This is a genomic window from Nocardioides panacis (assembly GCF_019039255.1).
Classification (GTDB): Bacteria; Actinomycetota; Actinomycetes; order Propionibacteriales; family Nocardioidaceae; genus Nocardioides_B; species Nocardioides_B panacis.
Genome location: NZ_CP077062.1, coordinates 1,112,312 through 1,133,892 on the forward strand (window position 1 = coordinate 1,112,312; position 21,581 = coordinate 1,133,892).

16 protein-coding genes are annotated in these 21,581 nt (G+C 68.5%); 9 read left to right on the top strand and 7 right to left on the bottom strand.

Annotation, left to right across the window (positions count from 1 at the left end; genetic code table 11):
• The 3 genes from KRR39_RS05460 to KRR39_RS05470 all read right to left on the bottom strand — a co-directional run bounded on the left by KRR39_RS05460 (position 1) and on the right by KRR39_RS05470 (position 4,773).
• Positions 1–1,629, bottom strand: a complete 1,629-nt coding sequence (locus KRR39_RS05460; protein WP_216941082.1) for an Hsp70 family protein — start codon at positions 1,627–1,629, stop codon at positions 1–3.
• 8 nt (positions 1,630–1,637) lie between these two features.
• Entirely contained in the window at positions 1,638–3,647 is a 2,010-nt protein-coding gene (locus KRR39_RS05465; RefSeq protein ID WP_216941083.1) for a hypothetical protein, read from the bottom strand.
• A gap of 229 nt (positions 3,648–3,876) precedes the next feature.
• Entirely contained in the window at positions 3,877–4,773 is an 897-nt protein-coding gene (locus KRR39_RS05470; RefSeq protein WP_216941084.1) for an HNH endonuclease, read from the bottom strand.
• A 254-nt stretch (positions 4,774–5,027) separates the two neighbouring features.
• Between KRR39_RS05470 and KRR39_RS05475 the strand changes: the two genes are divergently transcribed.
• Positions 5,028–6,662: a UvrD-helicase domain-containing protein gene (locus KRR39_RS05475; protein WP_216941085.1), complete on the top strand. Its 1,635-nt coding sequence runs from the start codon at positions 5,028–5,030 to the stop codon at positions 6,660–6,662.
• A 1-nt stretch (position 6,663) separates the two neighbouring features.
• Positions 6,664–7,005, top strand: coding sequence for a 3'-5' exonuclease (locus KRR39_RS05480; RefSeq protein ID WP_216941086.1), 342 nt, complete (start codon positions 6,664–6,666; stop codon positions 7,003–7,005).
• A gap of 173 nt (positions 7,006–7,178) precedes the next feature.
• Here KRR39_RS05480 and KRR39_RS05485 read toward each other — a convergent pair whose 3' ends face one another.
• The 3 genes from KRR39_RS05485 to pnuC form a co-directional block, all read right to left on the bottom strand.
• The gene (locus KRR39_RS05485) at positions 7,179–7,685 is read right to left on the bottom strand and encodes a hypothetical protein (protein WP_216941087.1); all 507 of its coding nucleotides are present in this window, start codon (positions 7,683–7,685) and stop codon (positions 7,179–7,181) included.
• A gap of 557 nt (positions 7,686–8,242) precedes the next feature.
• On the bottom strand, positions 8,243–9,418 hold the full coding sequence (locus KRR39_RS05490) for an AAA family ATPase (RefSeq protein ID WP_216942426.1): 1,176 nt from the start codon (positions 9,416–9,418) through the stop codon (positions 8,243–8,245).
• Positions 9,415–11,541, bottom strand: a complete 2,127-nt coding sequence (gene pnuC, locus KRR39_RS05495) for a nicotinamide riboside transporter PnuC (protein ID WP_254185532.1) — start codon at positions 11,539–11,541, stop codon at positions 9,415–9,417. The genes KRR39_RS05490 and pnuC overlap by 4 nt, the downstream gene beginning before the upstream one ends.
• A 105-nt stretch (positions 11,542–11,646) precedes the next feature.
• Here pnuC and KRR39_RS05500 point away from each other — a divergent pair, with 105 nt between their 5' ends.
• From KRR39_RS05500 to KRR39_RS05515, 4 genes are all read left to right on the top strand, one after another.
• Complete coding sequence (locus KRR39_RS05500; protein ID WP_254185533.1) at positions 11,647–12,396, top strand: NUDIX hydrolase; 750 nt, start codon at positions 11,647–11,649, stop codon at positions 12,394–12,396.
• Positions 12,397–12,408: 12 nt separating this feature from the next.
• Complete coding sequence (locus tag KRR39_RS05505) at positions 12,409–13,512, top strand: ADP-ribosylglycohydrolase family protein (RefSeq protein WP_216941089.1); 1,104 nt, start codon at positions 12,409–12,411, stop codon at positions 13,510–13,512.
• Positions 13,513–13,646: 134 nt separating this feature from the next.
• Positions 13,647–14,972: a DUF222 domain-containing protein gene (locus KRR39_RS05510; protein WP_216941090.1), complete on the top strand. Its 1,326-nt coding sequence runs from the start codon at positions 13,647–13,649 to the stop codon at positions 14,970–14,972.
• A gap of 393 nt (positions 14,973–15,365) precedes the next feature.
• Positions 15,366–15,935 carry a DNA polymerase III subunit delta gene (locus KRR39_RS05515; RefSeq protein WP_216941091.1) on the top strand — a complete coding sequence of 190 codons (570 nt, stop codon included), beginning with the start codon at positions 15,366–15,368 and terminating at the stop codon, positions 15,933–15,935.
• 13 nt (positions 15,936–15,948) lie between these two features.
• Here the strand turns inward: KRR39_RS05515 and KRR39_RS05520 are convergent, their stop codons facing one another.
• Entirely contained in the window at positions 15,949–16,362 is a 414-nt protein-coding gene (locus KRR39_RS05520; RefSeq protein WP_216941092.1) for a ScoMcrA-related endonuclease, read from the bottom strand.
• A 133-nt stretch (positions 16,363–16,495) separates the two neighbouring features.
• Here KRR39_RS05520 and KRR39_RS05525 point away from each other — a divergent pair, with 133 nt between their 5' ends.
• From KRR39_RS05525 to KRR39_RS05535, 3 genes are all read left to right on the top strand, one after another.
• Positions 16,496–17,878 (top strand): T3SS (YopN, CesT) and YbjN peptide-binding chaperone 1, encoded by a 1,383-nt coding sequence (locus KRR39_RS05525; protein WP_216941093.1) that lies wholly within the window; start codon positions 16,496–16,498, stop codon positions 17,876–17,878.
• 38 nt (positions 17,879–17,916) lie between these two features.
• A complete protein-coding gene (locus KRR39_RS05530) occupies positions 17,917–19,557 on the top strand; it encodes an ATP-binding domain-containing protein (RefSeq protein WP_254185534.1) in 1,641 nt (546 codons plus the stop codon).
• A 185-nt stretch (positions 19,558–19,742) separates the two neighbouring features.
• Complete coding sequence (locus KRR39_RS05535; RefSeq protein ID WP_216941095.1) at positions 19,743–21,569, top strand: amino acid permease; 1,827 nt, start codon at positions 19,743–19,745, stop codon at positions 21,567–21,569.
• Positions 21,570–21,581: the final 12 nt, after the last annotated feature.

Sequence of the window (21,581 nt, forward strand, 5' to 3'; positions counted from 1 at the left end):
CTACTTCGTGTCGCGGGAGCCGTGGGGGTAGGGCAGCTCGGGATCCTCAGGCCGCACGGCACTGATGCGCTCCGCCACGAGGACAGCGTGGTTCATCCCCCTGAGCATGGGCCACTTGTTGATCTTGATGGGATGCTGTCGACCTCGGCCATCGCACAAAACCACGCGTCCATTCGGATACATCCGCAGCATGACATCTCGGTGACCGAACTGGACAGGCATCCCGGGCGAATCCGTCCCGTCGATCCTCAGCGCGATATCACTGCCGCCCGACGAACGAATCTTCAGCATCCCGGAGCCGCTGGACGGAAGGTGACGTGCCCGGATCGTGTGCTCGTAGTAGAGCTCCGAGCGCTGCATGGCCATCCACCATGGATAGAACGGTGTGAAGGCCTCATACATAGGAAGGCCATCCTGTCCTGGCCAATCCAGGACGAAGTCAAAACCGGGTCGATGCAGGTTGATTCGTTCGTACCCAGCCGTGTCGGCAAGTCCGGCGACGATGGCTTCGTCGGGGCGAACGCCGGCGTCGTCGTACACCGAGGCGGAGGCGAAGATGTCACCTAGACGTCTGGCCACGATGGGGATCTGGCTCATGCCCCCGACGAGTAGGACGTACCGCACCTCGTGCTGGAGGGCGGAGAGGGGCAAGGCGCGGGCACCTTCAGGGCTCGGGTGCCGCTCGTTCGTGAGTAGTGACTCGCGCAGAACAGCTTCCACCAGCCTCGTGGCGTTGCGCAGCTGCGCTTCGAACGCCGTCTCCAGTTGTTCACGTGTGTAGGTAAGGCTGGGGAGTGTGATCGTCGGGTGTCGCGGGGCGACGACGGCGGAAGGTGATGCGGACAGAATCTCCTTCACACGTCGAGCTTCGTGGAGAATCACAGCAGCCAGTGTTGCGTCGCCGTACCCATCGATCTCGATACCGAGGTCGCCGTACATCTGCGCAAGATCGCCTGCGATGGCTGCGTCCAGTCGGTCGCCCGCCTCGTCTAGCCCCGAGGATGCGAGCACCGAGATCTCGGGCGTAGCTCGGGGTCCGGCCTCCACGTCAAGGAGTGCGACATCCAGGGTTCCGCCACCCATGTCGAACACGAGCAGGCGCCCTTTGAGGCGATCTCCGAACCGGTCGACGCGATGGGAGACCCAGGCGACACCGGCCGCGATAGGTTCGTCAACAAGAGTGTGGTCGCTCGCGGGAACGCCGGCTTCTCGAGTAAGACGCAATAGTCGGTTCCGCTGCTGGGACGTCCACATCGCCGGGCATCCCAATCGCACGGAGTCGTCGGTGAGCACAACTCCGCGGTCCCGAGCTCGGTTGCCCATCTCTCGAAGAACGCAACGGATTGCTTCATCGGCGTTAAGGTTCACCTCTGGGTTCGCTTCAAGAGGCACCGTCGTCCATCGTCGTGTGATGGCTCGCTTGACCGACCTGGCAACTACAGATAGCGGGAGATCCTGGGCCGCCTCTCCCGAGACCACCCCCTGATCGCCGATACCAACCCAGGAGGGCATCGATCTTGTCGCCACACCGAGCGGGACGATGGAGATCGGGCGACCAGGTATCCCCTCAGCCACGAGGGATGTCGATGTGCCGAAGTCGAACCCCACCGTGCGGACAGGCTTTGCCACGAATCCCCCTAGGTCTGGCTGACGTGCGCTTTGATCAGAACGATCGCTTCGCCAGCTGATTCATAGGTATACCCGGGACGTAGGACGAGCACAGGCGATCCCGGCATAATGGTTCGACCAAGACTGTCGTGCTGCGCCGGGTGGAAACTGACGTCCGCCCCTTGCGCCTCGATTGGGCTGAGTCCCTCGCGGGCGGTGATGTACTCGATGGTCTGCACAAGCGCCGCATCGGCGCGAGCGGCAGGCGATTGCAGCACGGTGATCGCGAGATTGGCCAGGCTGGTGATGACATCAAGTTTCAGCTGACGATCGTGCGCGGCGCTCGCCTCGTGCGCCTGCCCACGGAGATCTCGCAGCTGTGAATCGAGATGATCGAGCTCCAGCTCGAGCGATTCAACCTTCGCGTCCGCCGAACCCAGGAGACCACGGGCGACCTCCGCATCCTCCCTGGCCCGGTCCGACGACGCGCGCAGTCCATCTTTCTCTGCCCGTGCCGTGAGAACGTCGAGCCAGACGAGCGCCTGCTCGTCTGCTTCACTGACACGAGCCCAAACGCGCCGCAGCGCATCTCCCGACACATGTCGTGCCAACTCAGGTGGGGATCCGAGGATCGCCGCCAAGCCTCGACGTGTCGACATGACCTCCATGTACGCAACGACGACGGGGGCAACGTATTTCTGTCCGATGACCTCGTCGCTCAGAGCTCGGGACAAGGGCCCAGCAGCGGCGGCGCTGAGCCCGGCGAAATCCGCAGTTGCCCACCAGATGGGCTGCCTGGCCACCGCCGGCTGCGCGTGAAAGAGGGCTGCTATGAAGAGTGACCGGGCCCCCCGTGCATCCAGGGGAAGGCGGCCAACCGCACGAGCCACTGCTCGGAGGTCATCCTGAAGGAGATTCGAGGCGTGGTTCGATTCGCCTCGTAGCCTCTCGGCGAGGATCGTGAGCAGGCGTTCGCTCAGCTCGCGTTGGGGATTGGCGACATGGGTCGACAGGACGACGACAAGTCGGACGAGCAAACTGACCGGCAGTCGGGCGGGTTGCGGGGGCGTCATCAGTCGTTCGATCAGAGCTACAGCAGGAACTCCGAGTGCCTCGCGCGAGGAGTCATCAGCGCGTGCCAGTTCTCCGGCAACGAGCTCGAGGACGGCGGCTGCGGAGACGTCGTCGAGCGGGCTTTCTGAAGCACCGAGTAGACGAGCACCCCGAGGAAGTGCTGCCAGCAATGCGCGAGCAGTATCTCGAGAGGGTCCCTCGAAGGTGAGCAGAGTCTTGAGGTCTTCGTCGGTCGCAGTGCGCATGGCAGCTGCGCACTCCAACAGGCGAGTGGCGACCTGTCCGTCGCCGGAGATATCCGAGGGACCTCCGAGCTCCTGCACGAGGCTAGCTAGCGGGGTCGGGTCAGTCCCTGCTCGCATTCGGACTTCGTCGGAGCCATCAGAAACTCGTTTGGCCGGATGGGGGTCCTCCAGCACGGACGGTGACCCCGACGTCACATCTGCTGGTTGACCAAGGGCGTCGGGGCTGGGCGTGGCCACGGGAGTCGAGATCGTTCTGGGTTCAAGGGGTATGGAAAGGTGGCTGAGGAGCCCGTCAGGGGGATGTTCGCCCTTCCACTGATACTGCGGTGGCTTCGCGTTGGAGACGCCAATATCCGACGATGAGTCCATACGCTTCTTCAACCTCGACCAGACCGCATCAACAGCGTCGGGGTCCAGCGGAAGGCCCTTCAACTTCTTCTTGATGGCTACTGCGCTCAGGGGCTCCGCCAGCTCTCTGAGAATCTGATCCACGACAGCGTCGGGATATGACTCGAAAAGGCGCGGAAATTCATGGGGGTAGATGCGAAGGATGTGATTGATACCTCCTCTGACGACCAGCATGTGTCCAGAGAGCAGCAGGTCTTCAGTTGTCCCGTCCGCCTTGCGGACCGTGTAGAGCTTCCCCGACTCCCGAACCACGGCTCCGACCTCGTCGTACCTCTGTCCTCGTCCCTTGCGGAGCATGATGCGTTCGGTCAAATCCAACTCCTGGGCTCGTGGTGTCTCTAAGCAGTCTCTCAGCCTCGGGGTTCGACCGGGCTCAATGTACGCAAGGGCTCCACACATGGCATGTTGCAGCTCGGGCGATCTGGCCGTCCTCAAGGGCGCGTTGCTTGCAAGTCCGTCGGTCCATCCCCGCGCTGAGCCACACGATTCACCACTGATGAGCTGCAGCGGACGATGTTTGTCGCGCCGGCTTTGGCTCAGGTCAATGAGCGAGGAATTCGGAATAGCGCTCATCGAGGCGCCCGGGGTCAGGTTGTGCCAGTCGAACCAGCGGCGGAGTCAACTTCTGGTTGTGCATGCCTTGCAGACCGTGCCGGAGCATCGGTCCGTCGATCTCGTCGAGGATGTCCTGGCGGATGTGGACCGAGAGGTCGGGACGGACGCCGAGGATGTTGCTGTCGAAGGCGGCGTGATGGATCTTGCACATCGCGAGGCCGTTGGGGACCACCGGGTCGCCGTGCGGCTTGCTGTCCGAGATGATGTGGGCAGCGTCCAGGAGTTGGACGTGCCCGAGTTGGCAGACTGCGCAGCGAGACTTGTAGGCGGAGAGCACACGCGCGCGAAACATCGGCTGATGCAGCCGGGCTCGCGTGGTGCGCTCGACGTACCGCTTGGTGTCCTCGCTCACCGATGTCCCAGGAGTGATGAGGCGCTGACCCTCGTCCAATGCCAAGGCGAACTGGAGGTCCTGGAGTTCGTCGCCCACGATCCAGACGGGGTAGATCGGCTGGTACAGGCTGGCAGCGATCCCGACGAACCAGATGAGCGGTAGGCCGTCTTCGTGAGCGCGTCGAAGCGCTCGGTTCTCCGAGTGCTGGGGGTCGTCACCGCGGTACTTGTAGCGCTGAAGGCCATCCTTGCCCTCGGCATCCGCGTACGGTGGCGTGTCGCCAGGCTTCGTGAACACCGTTCGCATCGAGAGGGCGGCGTTCATCGAGGCTGGCTTGCGAATGCCTCGCTGCCGATCCATGAGCGGAATGCGCTGACCCTCGTACTCGAAGGTGGACAACCAGGCATAGTCGACCTGCTCGCGAGGGCGCGCATCCAGCCACGTCATCGCAGACTCACGAATGAGCCGACTGAACTGTTCTTCGAGCACCCGACAGTTCTAGCAGCTTGATGCGTCGCATTGGGGCGATTGGCTGCGGAGTTTTCGTATTCCAGGGTCGGCGCCCTTCTCCCGCCCTACTCTCGGAAGAACATCGACAATCGGGGGAACGCATGGGAGCGGGTGCGTCCGCGCAGTACGAAGCGGTTCGTTCGCGCAGTGAGGCGGCAGAGTACGAGCGACTCGCGCGTGAATCGCGGGCCCGTGCCCACCGGTACGACCTGGCTCAACGCACCGAGGCATCGGTGGGAGGCAAGCTCAACGCCCTCGAGTCGTTGGGATGGACGGTGTTGTCAGATCGACGTTGGGCAGGTTCGAAACGCGCGAACGTCGACTTCCTGCTTGTCGGTCCGGGTGGCGTCGTTGTCGTGGACGTCAAAGCGTGGCGCGCTCTAGAAGTTCGACACGACAGCCTGTTCTGCGACGACGAGTGCCGTGACGACGAAGCAAGCAAGCTAGTCAGCCTGACCGATCGCGTCCAGGACTCGGTCAGCCTTCTGGGACTGACTCGGCAGGCACTGTGGCCGGTGCTGGTCTTCGCGGGCCGGCGGCTCCACGAGCGTGCCCAGCAGGTCGAGTTGGTGGGAGAGGCAAACATCGCAGCTTGGGTGACCAGACTCGGGCGGCGACTGGGCGCAGAGCAGGTGGCAGAGATCGGCTCAGTGCTCGACCAGGATTTTCCTCCGTACGAGCAGGCGACCCAGCCCCAGGTGCGCGTGTCGAAGCTCCGTTTGGTGATGCCCAAGCCGCCACGTCAACCCGATGCGCTGTTCGACGTGGCAGAGCTGACTGATTCGTTGCTGCAGGTGGCACTCGACGGTCCGATCGAGACGTGGATGACCTATCTGCATCCGGACCAGCTCAGGCTGGTCAGCACCAGTTGGAGCGGTCCGGCTCGCGTGCGCGGACCGGCCGGTACGGGCAAGACCGTAGTCGGATTGCATCGCGCGACCTACCTCGCGGAGCGAAACCCCAAGAAGGTGCTCTTCGTGACCTTCGTGAAGACACTGCCCAAGGTTCTCTCCGGCTTATGTGAACGGATGTCTCCGGCCGCCAGTGCGAACATCGAGTTCACCGGTCTCCACAAGCTCGCCATTGACCTGATCGACCGCGCCGGCGGAACGGTTCGAATCGACTCGAGCAAGATCAACACCGCTTTCGCGAGCGCTTGGGCGACTGTTGGTCGCGGCAGCGTGCTGACGAGGTTGGACGAGCGCTGGTCGTACTGGAAAGAGGAGATCGACTACGTCATCAAAGGGCGTGGGTTCACCGACTTCGACGAGTACGCGAATCTGTCGCGGCTTGGGCGACGTACACCCATGAGAGCGGAGCACCGCGAAGCAATGTGGGCGCTGTACGCCGAGTACGAGCGGCGGCTCGATCTAGCCGGCGTGCATGACTTCACCGATGCGCTGATCATGGCTCGTGACTTCGTCCGAGACGGAGCAGTCGAGCCCGGCTACGGGGCCGTCGTGGTCGACGAGGTTCAGGACCTCAATCTGGTCGGGCTGGAGCTGCTGTACGCCATCTCCGGAGACGGGCCCGACCGCCTGCTGATCATCGGGGACGGTCAGCAATCCGTATACCCAGGCGGCTTCACGCTGAGCGAGGCGGGCATCTCGGTGACAGGTCGGGCAGCCGTTCTGCGGGCCAACTATCGCAACACGGCAGAGATCCTGGCAGTGGCTGAACGGGTCGTGGCTCTCGACTCGTACGACGACCTGGAGGGCACACCGTCTGCAGGACATCGTGACATCGAGGTGCGGCGCCATGGTGGAGTGGCATTGACGGTTCGAGCGCGTGATCAGCGAAGCCTCGAGGCGGCGCTCGTGACGCAGATCGAAGATGCCCAAGAGCGGCTTCCACGTAGCAACAGGTGACATGGCGGTGCTCGTGTACACACGCGCCGAGCTCATTCACTACTGCGGTGTGCTTCGGAGAGCTGGTATCCCGTACGTCGACCTCATGGACTACGACGGGGTGAGCAGTGACCGAGTGAAAGTCGGGACGTTCAAACGAGCCAAGGGTCTCGAGTTCAAGTTCGTGCTGCTGCCTGGGCTGCGCGAGGGACCTGTCGAGCCGTGGAGTGGGGAGTCCGATGACTCGTATCGGGAGAGGGCGGAGCGCATGCGAAGAGAGCTGTATGTAGGGATGACGCGGGCGCGGGACGGACTGTGGATGGGATACCTGGTGGGTGACGTCTGCGACCAGGTCCGCGCATGACGAACGTCTGGGTGACTTACAGGGGCGGGCGCTATCACTCAGCCCAAGACTGCCCAGCCATCTCGGACGGGCACGCGAAGGCCGCCTCCGAGGGCTTCCCGAATCACCCCGCCCTGCCGCGGCCGTTGTCGAATGTCGATCCCGGGATCACACCATGCATGCGCTGTTGGGGGTCAGAGGCGAGATCCAACCGCTGGCTCTTCGTCGAGCATCAGGCGGAGCGATCCGGAGACTCCCCCTATGAGCTGGAATTCGTCCACAACGTCCTGCACGAGGTGAACGGCCTCAATCCCGATGACGTCAAGGTGCAGTACGACGTGCGGGGTGCCAGTGGTAAGTCTTACCGGCTGGACTTTGCCGTCGTCGGCATTGGCCAGGGCCGAGGGCTGGCCATCGAACTTCACGGCTTCGACAAGTCGCCCGAAGGAAACGAGGCGGGTCGAGCCGAGCAAGCGCGGCTGTTCGCGCGGCACAACGATCTCCAGGAGGATGGTTGGGCCGTCATCCACCTGACCAATCGTGAGATGGTCACCGACCGTGGCGGGTGCAGGCGTTCGATCGAAGCGGTTCTCCGTCGGCTCGAGCCCGTGGGTGCGCCACTTGTGGAGAGCCGGCAGGCCGCTCCAGCGGAACGAACGAGCTTTGATCAGCCCCCGGCTCGCGCATCTCTTGACGTACAACCGGCCAAGTCAGGTCACGGCAAGTACGCGGCACTCGCTCTCATCTGTAGCCTCCTCATAATTGGAGTCATTGGCTGGGTGGTGTGGAGCGGACTTTCGCCAGCGACGACCGCGAGCGACAGCGACAGCGGCAGGGCAGAGCCGATGTCCGATGGCTCGTGTCCTTCCGCTTACCCAATCAAAGGAAACCGGGCGGCGTCTGGCCGGTGGATCTATCACGAGCGGGGGGTGGCGCTACTACTCAGCGACGTTGCCGGAAGACTGCTTCGTTGACCCGGCCGCTGCCGAGGCTGACGGGTATCGCGCATCCCAGGTCCAGTGAGCTGAGCTTCCCGATCCCGGCCTCACACGATGAGCATCCGCAGTTCGTCAGGGCGCTCCCGCCAGTTTCGACTCAGGTCTTCGCCAGTGGATCGTCCAGGTGATCGTCGGCGTATCGAGTGCGGCAAGCTCAACCCACGTCGTGGAAGCTCCTGAGGCGAAGCACTGCGGTCTGTGATGTTCGTGGCCGACATCGGCCCCGGGCAAAGGGTGCCAAGAAGATCAAGTGGCTCCGGTCAGATGCAACCGGCACCACAACCGGCCAACGCGTCCGCGGGGCTCCACGCAGTCAACGGCGCTCTGCCCGCCAGACCTGTCCCGAGTGGCTCATCGAACTGCACAGCGTCCAGAAGGGCCTCATTGATGACTCGTCGCGCGAGATCTATCCGCTCCTCGAGCGACCCGGATAGCAACGCCCAAGACACCCCGGCCGCGGTCAGCTCCTCGACGAACCACTCCGTCATGTCGGCCCGGATGTGCTCGCCGTCGCGCCACCCGTCCTGGACGAAGGGCACGCCGACGTGGTCGGTCAGCAGGTAGATCCTGCGGGCGGAAAGCGTGGGTACGGCGCCGGCTGCGGCGTGTGAGTCACGGCCGACGTACCGGCGCTCCCACACCCGGGTCGCGAGCGCGTCGGTGTCACAGACGAGCGACGGCGAACCGTCGCGCGCAGCCTGTTCCTCCAAGCGGGACTGACGTTCGGCGACCTGGGCGAAGTCCTTGGCGTCCCAGACGAGCTCCTCCATCGGCGGACGGACGAGCCCTCGCCGATCAGCGTCCTCGCACGCCTGCTCCTGTTTGAGCACGGTGTGCTCTCGGCCGTACTCCGGGACCCAGCCGGTGCGCGCCCACACCCCGCCACGTGCGCGGTAGGCGTCCGCCAGGGCAGAGGACCCGGTGGTGGTGCCGGTCGACTCCGCGCCGAGCACGACGACCCGCGTGGCGAGACCACCGCGCACCACCGGGTGGAGGTGGTCCCAGCAACCGGCGAGGTCGTGACGGACGGCGGTGCCGGAGACCGGACGCTCCACCCGGGCGGGGTCGACGGACACGTGCTCCGCTCCGAGGCGATAGGCCAGTTCCGGTCCGTAGGACTCCGAGGAGAACACCACGTCGATCGGGGCCGACGTGTGCGCGTGGACGGCGCCGCGCATGATCGCGACGTGCGCGGTCCAGACGACGTCGGACTCCAGGTCCATGGGTACGTCGCACGGTGCACCGATCACGTCGACGGGCGCGTCCCGGTGGACCTCGGCGAGCCACCGGACGCGCTCGTCGAGCGTGAGGCTCTCGGCGCGCGACGCCATCACCAGGACGGTGAGCCGGTCGACCTGTCGGGCGGCGACGTCGATGAGGTGGTGGTGTCCTACGTGCGGCGGGTAGAACTTGCCGATCACCAGCCCGTGCCTCATGCGACGGAACCCATTTCGAGTGCAGGGACGGGGGCAGCGGCCGGCCGAGCCTGCAGGTCGCGGCGCCAGTCACGCAGGCCCTTCACGCAGAGCAGGAAGAACCCGACGTACAAGAGAGCGGTGAGGTCGAGGCCCTTGACGTGGTAGAGCGGCACGTAGATGACGTCGGCGGCCATCCACAGCAGCCAGGACTCCCAGCGCTTCATGGCCTGTCCGTACACCGCCAGCAGGGACAGCGTCGTGGTGAGGGCGTCCCAGAGCGGCACCGTCGAGGGGGTCAGCGCCGCGAGGAACCAGGTGAGCCCCAGGGTGAGCGCGACTCCTGCCACGCAGAGGCCGGCCCACTCCCGTCGGCTCGTGCCGCTCACCACGCGGGTCGTGCCGTGGGTGCCGCCGTGCAGCCACTGCAGCCAGCCCCAGACCCCCAGCAGGATGTAGACCACCTGCAGCCCGGAGTCGGCGTAGAGGCCGGCGCTCGCGAACAGCAGGATCCACAGGCCGTTGTTGGCGATCCCGAGCGGCCAGTTGAGGAGGTGCTGCCTGGCGACCAGGTAGACGCAGCCGGCCCCGGTGAGGAAGCCGAGCACCTCCGCCCAGGTCGTCGGTGCTCCGAACGAGGTGAAGGCCGTGGTGTTGAGCCAGCCGACGATGCCGTTCATCGCGTTCCCCTCGAGTTGGTGGCGCCGTCGCCGGCGGCGAAGTCCCAGAGTCTGCCCCGTCGTCGGCTCCGGGGGGAGCGCCGCGGCGATCATCCGGCGGGCCTCCTCGGGTGCGGCGCCGAGGCGTACGGCGTAGGCGACGGCGGTCGAGGGGGTGCGCTGCTGCGCCTGGACGCAGTGCAGGAGCACCCGGTGGCCCTCCGCGCGCAGCTCGGCGACCACGTCGGCCGTGTCCGCGAGCGTGAAGGCGAGGTTGGGGTTCGCGGCCCGGTTGGAGCTGTCGATCAGGCGCACCTCGAGGTGGTCGCCGGGGGAGACGCCGTCGATCGGCACGTCGTGCGTGCCGCGGCGGAAGAGCGAGACGACCGCGGTGGCGTCGTGCCCTTCTGCGTTCTCGGTGCCGAGGTAGACGCCGGCGTCGAGCGGGTGCGGCAAAGCGGCGCGCGGGGTGATCCCGTAGGTCAGGTGCTCCACCGCCGGCCAGCCGAGGTCGTCGGAGCGGCCCCCGCGCGCGGTGAGCGCGGCGAGCCGGACGAGGTCCCGGGCCCGGAGCCCCGGCCAGCCGTGGATCCTGCGGACCCAGCTGAGCGGGACGGCGGACTGGCCCCAGTAGGCGCCCAGCAGCCCGCCGGCGATGGCCGCGACCGTGTCGGTGTCGTTGCCGATCCGCACGGCGGCGTGGAGAGCGTCCTGCAGGTGGCCACAGGGGTACAACGACCGCTCGGGTGCGTCCTCGGGCACCGGCGTTTGCGTGATCGCGGCCCAGGCCGCCTGCAGCGCGCTGACCGTGAACCCGTTGGGGTTGAACGTCGCCGGGGCGCTCGTCTCCGCGTCGGTGATCCACTTCGCCCACGTGTCCCGGCGCTCCAGGGGGAGCAGGTCGAGCCCGCCGGCCAGGTCGAGGCGGCGGTGCGCGACGGCCACCCGGACGGCCTCGCTCCACAGCACCGCGGAGTCACCGGCGAGCGGGTCGGCGTGGGTCAGCTCGGCGACGCGTCGAGCGGCCCGGGCCGTGCGGTCCCGGTCGTCGAGTGCGCTGAGTCCGACGATCGACGTACGCATCAGGGCGCCGTTGCCCGCGCTGCGCGGGTTGCGCCGGGCGTACGCCGCGGCGGCTTCGCGGAGACGCACGTGCGGCGCGGCTCCGCCGGTGCGGGCCGCCCGGAGGACGGAGCTGGTCTGGATGCCGATGTCGGTGGCGCCCTCGGCAGCCCACCGGAGGAAGTTCTCGGCGATCTGGTCGAGGGCCGCCTGGCCGGTCAGGTCGGCACCGGTGGCGCCGACCTGGGCGATGCAGGCGGCCATCTGGGTGTCGTCGCTCCACTCGCCGGGCGCGTAGTCGCCGAGCCCGCCGCCGGTCATCTCGGCCAGCTGGCCGGCCCGCGGGGGAGTGGCGAACTCGTAGGGGACGCCGAGGGCGTCGCCGGCTGCCTGCCCCAGCAGTACGCCGCAGGCTCGGTCCATCTGGTCTGTCGTGAGTTGCATGATGCCCCCCGGTCTCGTTTTGGTCAATACGACCATAACACGGATCCGGTTGCTTGTGGTCACTTGGACCAATACTGTCGGGTCGTGGCCTACACCAGCGACTACCCGATCTTCTCCGTCACCGTCGACGTCGTCTGCCTGACCGTGCGGGACGGCGCGTTCCAGGTGCTGCTGGTCGAACGCGGGGGGCCGCCCTTCGAGGGCAGGCTCGCGCTGCCGGGCGGGTTCGTGCAGGTCGACGAGAACCTCGAGGACGCCGCCCGCCGGGAGCTCCGTGAAGAGACCGGCATCGAGGCGCCCCGGTTCGTCGAGCAGCTGGCGACGTACGGCGAACCGGACCGGGACCCGCGCGGACGCACCGTGAGCGTGGCCTTCCTGGCCATCGCGGCCGACCTGGGCGAGGCCACGGGTGGGTCGGACGCGGCGGCGGCTGACTGGCACCGCGTGGACGAGCTGCTGCGCGACGACTCGCTGCTGGCCTTCGACCACGCTGTGATCCTGGCCGACGCGGTCGAGCGGGCCCGGGGGAAGCTGGAGTACACCCCGCTGGCATGCGACTTCTGCCCGGCCGAGTTCACGATCGCGGAGCTGCGCCGGGTGTACGAGACCATGTGGGACCTCCGGCTGGACCCGGCCAACTTCCACCGGAAGGTCACCCGGGCCGACGGGTTCCTCGTGGAGACCGGGAAGTCGGCAGATGGAGGCGTGGGACGGCCGGCGCAGCTCTATCGGCGGGGGGGAAGCGGAGCGGATCTTCCCGCCGCTGAACCTCGGTACGACGGCGTAGGCGTACCCCTCGGCTCTCCGTGCCGTCACGGCGCCTCTTACTCCTAGCTCGGAGGACGAATGAAGACGACCGCAGCACAGCTCACCGAGATCGGCCTGGCGCCGCCGGCCTGGTCCGGGTCGCCCTCGGCCTTTCCCGTGCCCGGGCCGTCCGACGTCCTGCGTGACCGGTACCGCGGATGTCTGGTCGCGGGCGCCATCGGGGATGCGCTCGGTCGGCCGGCCGAAGGTCGGTCCGCTGTCCAGATGTGGCGGCGCTACGAGGGCGGGTTGCGCGAATTCCAGCCTTGGCGTGGCTACCGGTCGGGTCCGGTCGGCACGTTCACCGACGACACCCAGCTCACCCTGGTCAACGCGCGGTGGCTCGCGGAGGCCGGCTCCGGTGAGCTGGACCCGGACCTGCTCGCGGACGCGATCGAGGTCTGGGGTCGGACCGGTCGTGGCATCGGCCGGGCCACCTACGAGGCGCTCGCCAACCTCAGCGGGGGTCGTCGGTGGTGGGCGTCCGGGGCGGCCTCGGCCGGCAACGGCGCAGCCATGCGAGCAGCGCCGTACGCGCTGCGGTTCGCGGGGCGACCGGACGAGCTGCGGTTCGCGGCTGCGCTGGGGACCGTGCCGACCCACGCCGACCTCACGGCGGTCGCGTCGGCCATCGTCCAGGCCTCCGCGGTGAACCAGTGCCTGGCGTCCCGGAGCGGGTCGCTGGACCCCGACCAACTGTTGGGCTCCGTCGTCGCGTCGGTCGACGACCTGGACCTGCCGCGGCTTGCTCACCGGGGGAACGGGTCGAGGCGGAGCCTCGCCGAACGGATCGGGGAGGTGAAGGCGCTGCTCGGCGCCCCGGTCGAGCGCGTCCTTGGCCACTTCTACAACGGTGCCTTCGTGCTCGAGACGATGCCGGTGGTGCTGTGGCTGCTGCTCACCTACGCGGACGACCCCGAGGAGGGACTGGTCGCCGCCGTCATGGGAGGGCGCGACGCCGACACAATCGCGGCGATCCTGGGGAACCTGCTCGGTGCGCTGCACGGCGTCGCTGCCTTCCCGGCACGCTGGCGGGGCGAGAACCTCGAGGCACACGACGAGCTCCTCGCGTGGGCCGATCGGCTCTATCGACTGCGGTGGGTGCCCGAGAACGACCTCGAGGAAGGTCGGGACCACGAGTGATCGTGGGCGGGCTGGGCAACTGGCCAGGGTGAGTTCGTAACCAGGTTTCGTCCACACCTGCAGGGCGATCCGGGTTCTCCCCAGGTCGAGAACTCGTTCGAGCGCAGGCAGCGTCGGGCTCCTAGCGTGGTGGCATGACCTCGGTGACCGCACCACCACCCCCGCCACCGGTCGGGCAACCGCCCGCCGGGCATCCGGTGCTGCGGTTCACCACCTCCCTGTCGGGCGCCCTGGACCGGCTCGCCGAGACCCCGACCTGGTCGATGACCCCAGCCGAGCAGCGCGAGGCGCTGGTGGAGCTGCGCCGGCAGCGCAACCGGCTCCACGAGCTGGAGCTGCGGGTGCTGGTGCAGGCCGACCGCGACGACATCGGCGCCGACACCGGCGCGGTCAGCACCCCGGCTTGGCTGGCGCACGCCACCCGGACCAGCACCACCCGCTGCCACCGCGACCTGCACCTCGCCACCAAGCTCGACACCCGGTTCGGCCAGACCCGGACCGCGCTCGCGGCCGGGCTGATCGACGCGGAGAAGGCCGGCATCCTCACCGACGCCGTCGAACGACTGACGTCCGAGTACGACGAGCTGCCCCCGGGCACCGAGGCCCGGGCCGAGGCACACCTGCTCGAGCAGGCCCGGGTCTTCGACGCCCGCACCCTGCGCAGGTTGGGGCGCCGGCTCTTCGAGGTGGTCTGCCCCGAGGCCGCCGACGCGGTCGAGGGTGCCAGGCTGGAGAAGGAGGAGGCCCGGGCCCGGGCGCTGGCCCAGCTGACGATCCACGACCAGGGCGACGGCACCAGCAGCGGCCGGTTCCGGCTGCCCGCCCTGCACGCGGACCTGCTCAAGAAAGCCCTCGAGGCACTGACCAGCCCGCGGCGGATCGGTGACGCACGCCTCGATCCCGAGACCAGGGCGAAGCTGCCGCACGCCACCCTGCTCGGGCACGGGCTGATGGAGCTGCTCGAGCACCACCTCAGCGCGCTGCCCCAGGTGAACGGGTCCCCGTTCACCGTGGTCGTCACGATCGGCCTCGACGCGCTGGTCTCCGGTCTCGGGGTGGCGGCCCTTGACACCGGGCACCGGGTCTCGGCCGGGGAGGCTCGCCGGCTGGCCTGCCGGGCCGGGATCATCCCGATGGTGCTGGGCGGTGACTCGGTGCCGCTGGACGTGGGCCGGGAGCGGCGGCTGTTCGACCGCTACCAGAAGCACGCGATCAACCACCGCTACCAGGGCTGCGCCGCACACAGCTGCGACCGGCCACCCGCCTGGGTCGAGTACCACCACCTCCAACCGTGGAGGCCCAACGGACACCAGCAACGGCATCTCGCTGTGCCCGGCCCACCACCGGATGGCCGACCACCCGGACAGCTACGACCTGCGACGACTCCCCGACGGCAAGGTCCGGTTCAACCGGAGAACCTAGACCGCGCCGACCGAAGACCTGCCGACCAAAGAGCCTGAGGGACGCACTGGCCCGACGTCGCGGTATCGGTCAAAGGCTAGGACGCTCGAACATGGGTGGGCCCTGGCATGCAGAAACGCAGAGGACTGTCGCCGCCATGGTCGAAGATGACGCCATGGACACCGAGCCTCCACAGCGGTTGCTGGTCGGCGTGGCGCTGGGACGTCCGCCGGCCGACCCCCGCGCGGCTGTCGACGCCTTGGGTCGGGCGGTCGAGGAGGTGGTGCTGCCGGCCATGTTCGTGGACTTCGACTGGTGCACCACCGTCATTACTCCGGACGACGACCTCGAACGCGGCCACGGTCGCCCGGCGCGCGGTCGGGACTGGGACACAGTCCGCTCGGCCGCCTCGGTGCTGGAGTCAGGGGGGAGTGGCCGGCCTTCGAAAGGATGTGCCGCACGACCTGTTGCCGCCGGACCCGACCGTCAACCCGGTCAACGCTGTCGCGCGGTTGCTGCCCGGTCGCCCGGCCACGGTCGCGTGGTCGGTGCACGGGTGGGCGGTGCGCGACTGGTCGAGCTTCGTGCGCGCAGCGACCGCTTGGCTGCTCGACGCCGCCACCTCGCTGGACGCGGAGTCGGGCTACGTCACGCTCGACGTCGTCGACGCCGTACAGCCCGAGAGCGCCTGGGAGATCGTCGCCCAGGTCTCTCCGGCCGACCGCGACTTCGAGCGCACGGTGTGGGGGTACGGCTGGGGCACGCTGCTCTCGGCCGCGCACGCCGATGCGGTCGGCGGCAGCGACCGGCTGCTGGAGGTGCCGGGCGCCGAGCTGCTCCAGGGGCCGGGCGGCCACGTGTGGGTGCGGCTCGGCGACGATCCTGCGTCCGTCGACCCCGACTCCGTGGTTGTGCTGCGGCGCGTCCTGGCTCCCGTGCTCCCGGTGGGACGCCGGACGGTCGAGCAGTACTTCGCACCGCCGACGAATCCCTACGAGACGCGGCTGCCGTACCTCGTCTAGCCCAGGTCGGTCCTCAGTCGCAGTTGTCGCAGATCCCGGTGGACGGGAGCGCCATCTGGCACTGGGGGCAGATCTTGAAGACCCGCTCCGGCTTGGCGACGCGCTTCACGGGAGTCGCGGCGCGGGCGCGGGTCGTCGCGACGCTCTGCTCCTCCATGACCACGTCGAAGCCGAGCTCGGTCATCAGCTTCGCGGCGCCGTCCTGGCCGTCGGCGAAGTCCTCCCAGGTGGCGGGCTGACCGGTGGCGTGGAGGTAGGCGACGCCCAGGATCGCGGTGGCGTCGTACTCGGCGCCGCGGTGCCAGAGCCGGTAGGCGTGCGCGTTCCGGTACCCGTAGCGGCTGACGAAGTCCCGCGAGCCCAACCGATCGCACATCTCGAGGGCGGACAGCACGTGCGCAGGTGTCACCAGGTTCCAGTCAGGCATGTGGCCAACGTACGACACCGGCCGCCGGCCTCCTCACACGCGGGCGGGCCATGGTGTCGTGGATCACCGAAACTGTCGGTGCTCGCCGATACCTTGAGGTGGTTGGTGAGGGGTCGAGAGCACGGGGGACACCATGGGTGAGTTCGCAGAGTCGGAGCTGGACCGGAGTACGACGCTGGCCTGGAGCGCCTTCCGGGGCCGGCTGGCCGACCACGTCGCGGCGATGCAGGACGACGAGGTCGCCCTCGTGGAGGCCGAGTCGTCGGTCGGGGACGCGGACGAGGGCGCGGCGCCGTACGTCCAGTTCTGCGCCTGGGGCGAGGACCTCGTGCGGTGCGAGCTGTCCAGCAACGCCTACCTCGCGGAGGCGCACCGGCTCGACGTCTCGCAGGTGGCCGCCCTCGTCGAGATGGGCTGGATCCTCCCGACGCACGGTCCCGACGACGAGGCTGACTCCGGGTCGACCAACTTCCACGTCGACGCCGAGCGCGTCGAGGCCGACCGGCTGGCGGTGATGACGGTCCGGGCCTTCCGGGAGGTCTTCGGCGTCGCGCACCCGGCGTTCCTGTCCTCCGACGACGTGGCGACCACCGATGCTCCGCGCCCCGCGCTCGAGGAGGACGCCGAGGTCGACGAGGCGCTCGCCGTCAACCCCGGCGACGCGGACCACCTGCGGGCCCTGGTCGACGCGGCGCTGGTCCCGCTGTTCGGCGGCCTGCCCGAGCACGACTCGGACGACGACGTGCCGGTCGTCAACGGCAGCGGCCTGGTCTGGGTCCGGGTCCTGGACAACGCGCCGGTGGTGCAGCTCTTCTCGGCGCTGGTCCACGACGTCACGGACCTCGAGCGGGCGGCGTATGAGGTGGCCGTGCTCAACCGGGACGTGCAGTTCCTCAAGTTCCTGCTGCTCGAGGACACGGTGATGGCCTACCTCTACGTCCCCGCCCTGCCGTTCGCGCCGCTGCACCTCAGGGCGATGCTGGACCTGATGTGCCGGACCGTGAACCGCCTCGACAAGGACCTGGCCACCCGCGTGGGCGGGTCCCTGGCGTTCGGCAGCGAGCCGCTCGAGCAGACGGAGGCGGCGGAACCGGACCTCGACGAGGCCGCGCACCCGGCGCTGCGGACGCTGATCGAGATCGACGCCGAGGCACCCGGATCGGTCACCCCGCAGATGGCCGCGGCCGTCTGCGACCTCGACCGGGAGCTGATCCTGGAGCTGGTCACCTGGAGCAGCGAGCGGGAGAGGACCTGGGCGCTCACGCGGGACGAGCTGCTGCTCGAGGGCGACCCCGAGGACCTCGCCGAGGTGTGCGACGTCGAGAGCCGGACGGCGGAGCGGATGACCACCGTGCTGCGTCAGGCCCTTCGGCTGGTGGTCGAGCAGGAAGCGGAGCGACTCCTCGAGGCGCCCGCGTACGACGGACGTCGAGGACCCCGGCCGCCACGGCGACGCACCCGGGACGACGTCCTGCCGGGGCTCGACACCCGCGAGCCCGGGTTGTTCGACCAGTGAGCCCGGTGCTGCTCCCGCCCCAGCCGACCTTCACCACGATGAGCGAGGACCTGGTCTGGAAGATGCTGCGCGACCAGCTCGGTCCGGACGACGTGCTGTTCAGCGGCCAACGCATCTCGTCCCGCGACAAGGACCACGAGATCGACATCGGCATCGCCTTCGCCGACGGCGGGATCGTGATCGCCGAGGTCAAGGGCAGCCAGGTGTGGTGCGAGGACGGGGACTGGTGGATCGACCGCCGGGGCACGAAGACCCGCATCCACCCGGTCAAGCAGGCCCGCGAGGCGCAGTACGCCCTGCGGGAGTGGCTCGACCGCGACCCCCGCTGGGGCCGGCGCACCGACCTGCGCTGGGGCCACGCGGTCGTGCTGCCCTACACCGAGGTCGACGACGGGTTCGCGCTGCTGGACGCGCAGCGCTGGCAGGTCGCCGGCCGCTCCGACCTGCCCGGTCTGGCGACATTCCTGCGCGACGTGGTGGCCCGGCAGGCGAACAACAAGCGGGTGCTCGACCACGACGACCTGTACGCGCTGGTGGACGCCCTCAACGGGCGCGGGCTCCCGCAGCGGGACCTGATCGGTGAGGCCGCGGAGCGCGAGGACACCATCGAACGGCTCAGCGCCGAGCAGTCCGTGATCCTCGGCGCGGCCCGCCAGCTGAACCGCGTCGAGGTCCGCGGCGGCGCGGGCAGCGGCAAGACCTGGCTCGCGGTCGAGCAGGCCCGCCGGCTCAGCCGGGAGGGCCAGCGGGTCGCGCTCACCTGCTACTCACGCGGTCTCGCGGCCTGGCTCGAGCGCCGGGTGGCTGCACTGCCCCGCAAGGAGCGACCGGCGTACGTCGGGACGTTCCACAACCTCGGCGTCGAGTGGGGAGCGCCGACGGGCCGCGAGGACGACAGCAACTTCTGGGAGGTCGAGCTGCCCGAGCTGATGGTCGGGCTCGGGGCCCAGCAGCCGGTGGGCAAGCTGTTCGACGCCGTCGTCGTCGACGAGGCGCAGGACTTCGCCGACCTGTGGTGGCCGGCCGCGCTGGCTGCCCTGAAGGACGAGGACGCCGGCGGGCTCTACGTCTTCTCCGACGAGGGACAACGCGTGTTCTCCCGCTTCGGCGGTCCGCCGGCCGGCCTGGTGCCGCTGGTCCTGGACCAGAACCTGCGCAACACCCGGCAGATCGCCGAGAGCTTCTCGACGCTGGCCCCGATCCGGATGCGGCTCGGCGACGTCAACGGCCCGGAGATCACCTTCGTCGAGTGCTCGGCGGGCGAGGCGCTCGACGTGGCCGAGGACCAGGTCGACGCGCTGCTCGACGCCGGGTGGCGACCGGAGGACGTCGCGCTGCTCACGACCGGCAGCCGCCACCCGGAGCAGAAGGCGCGGCAGGCTGCCGGCCCGACGCAGTACTGGGACACCTTTTGGGACCAGGACCAGGTCTTCTACGGTCACGTCCTCGGCTTCAAGGGGCTCGAGCGGCCGGCGGTGATCCTGGCGCTGAACGAGACCGAGCCGGCCGAGCGGTCCCGCGAACGCCTGTACGTCGGACTGTCACGGGCCCGCGACCAGCTCGTCGTCGTGGGGGACCCGGCGTTCGTGGAGGAGGTCGGGGGGACCCGCCGTGCTGCGGCACCTACGGGCCCGCTGAGGCCACCGTCAGGACAGGGTCACGACGTCACCGGGGGGTGACCGGCTCGCCACAGGCCGGGCACTGGACCTCGTCGACGGGCGCGGAGGACTCGCCTCCGGTGCCGCAGTACTCGCAGACCCACTCCATACGGGCCATAGTGGCAGGGGTGGTGTCCGCGGGCCGGAACCCGGGTATCGGTGAGGGGATCGGCTGCGGAAGAAGCTCTCGAGAAAGCAGGCGTGTGATGACCGGATCCACCGACCTCCAGCCCACCGAGCTCAAGCGGGGCCTCAAGCAACGGCACCTGACGATGATCGCGATCGGCGGCGTCATCGGGGCGGGACTCTTCGTCGGGTCCGGGGTGGTGATCAACGAGACCGGCCCGGCGGCGTTCCTCAGCTACCTGGTCACCGGCGTGCTGATCATCCTGGTGATGCGGATGCTCGGCGAGATGGCCACCGCCAACCCGACGACCGGCTCGTTCGCGGACTACGCGCGCAAGGCGCTCGGCGGCTGGGCGGGCTTCTCGGTCGCCTGGCTCTACTGGTACTTCTGGGTGATCGTGGTCGGCTTCGAGGCGGTCGCCGGGGCGAAGATCATCACCTTCTGGTTCGACGCGCCGCTCTGGCTGCTGTCCCTGGGCCTGATGGTGCTGATGACCGCGACGAACCTGGTGTCGGTCGGGTCGTACGGCGAGTTCGAGTACTGGTTCGCCGGGATCAAGGTGTTCGCGATCATCGCGTTCCTGGTCCTCGGCACCCTGTACGTCCTCGGGGTGTGGCCGAACCACTCCTTCGACGTCAGCAACCTCACCAGCCACGGCGGGTTCTTCCCGAACGGCGTGGGGGCGATCTTCTCCAGCATCGTCGTCGTGGTGTTCTCGATGGTCGGCGCCGAGATCGCCACCGTGGCCGCCGCCGAGTCGCACGACCCGGAGAAGGCGATCGCGAAGGCCACCCAGTCGGTGATCCTGCGGGTGGCGACCTTCTTCGTCGGGTCGATGTTCCTGCTGGTCTGCATCGTGCCGTGGAACAGCACCGAGCTGGGCGCCTCGCCGTACGTCGCCGCGTTCACCGAGATGGGCATCCCGTACGCCGACCAGGTCATGAACGCCGTCGTGCTCACCGCGGTGCTGTCCTGCCTGAACTCCGGTCTCTACACCGCCTCCCGGATGCTGTTCGTGCTGGCCGCCCGTCGCGAGGCGCCGATGCGGCTGATCACCGTGAACCGCCGGGGCGTGCCGGTGTGGGCGATCCTCTTCTCCACCGTGATCGGCTTCCTCAGCGTGATCGCGGCGTACGTCTCGCCGGACAGGGTGTTCACCTTCCTGCTGAACTCGTCGGGCGCGGTGATCCTGTTCGTCTACCTGCTGATCGCGCTCTCGGAGTTCGTGCTGCGCCGGCGCACGCCGGAGGCCGACCTCAAGGTGAAGATGTGGGCGTTCCCGTACCTCACGATCCTCGCCGCCGTCGGGATCGTCGCGGTGCTGGTGCAGCTCGGCGTGAAGAGCGAGACCCGCTCGCAGCTGCTGCTCAGCCTTCTGTCCTGGGGCGTGGTGCTGGTGCTCTACGCCGTCACCCGCTGGCAGGGCGGCTCGGTGGCGCCGGAGGAGGCCGCGGACACCACCCGGGCGCAGCGCATCGTGGTGCTCGCCAACCAGACCATCGAGGACAGCGCGCTGCACGAGGCGCTGCACCGGATCGACGGCAGCGAGACGGCGGAGTACTTCGTCGTGGTGCCGGCGAACCCGGTGGACACCGGCGACGCGGAGCGGGAGGGTGCGGCGTTCGTGTGGGAGGCCGCCGCCCGCAGCGCGACGGAGCGCCTCGACCAGACCCTGGAGACGCTGCGCGGCCAGGGGCTGACCGTGGACGGCGAGCTCGGCGACTACCGGCCGCTCGTCGCGCTGGACAAGGCGATGCGTGACTTCCGGCCCGACCACGTGGTGATCTCCACGCACCCCGAGGACCGGTCCACCTGGTTGCGGCACGGGGTCGTCGCCGACGCCCGGGAGCGGTACGACGTCCCGGTGCAGCACGTCGTCGCGAGGGAGTCGGTCGTCGGGGGCTGAGCCGCGGCCGAG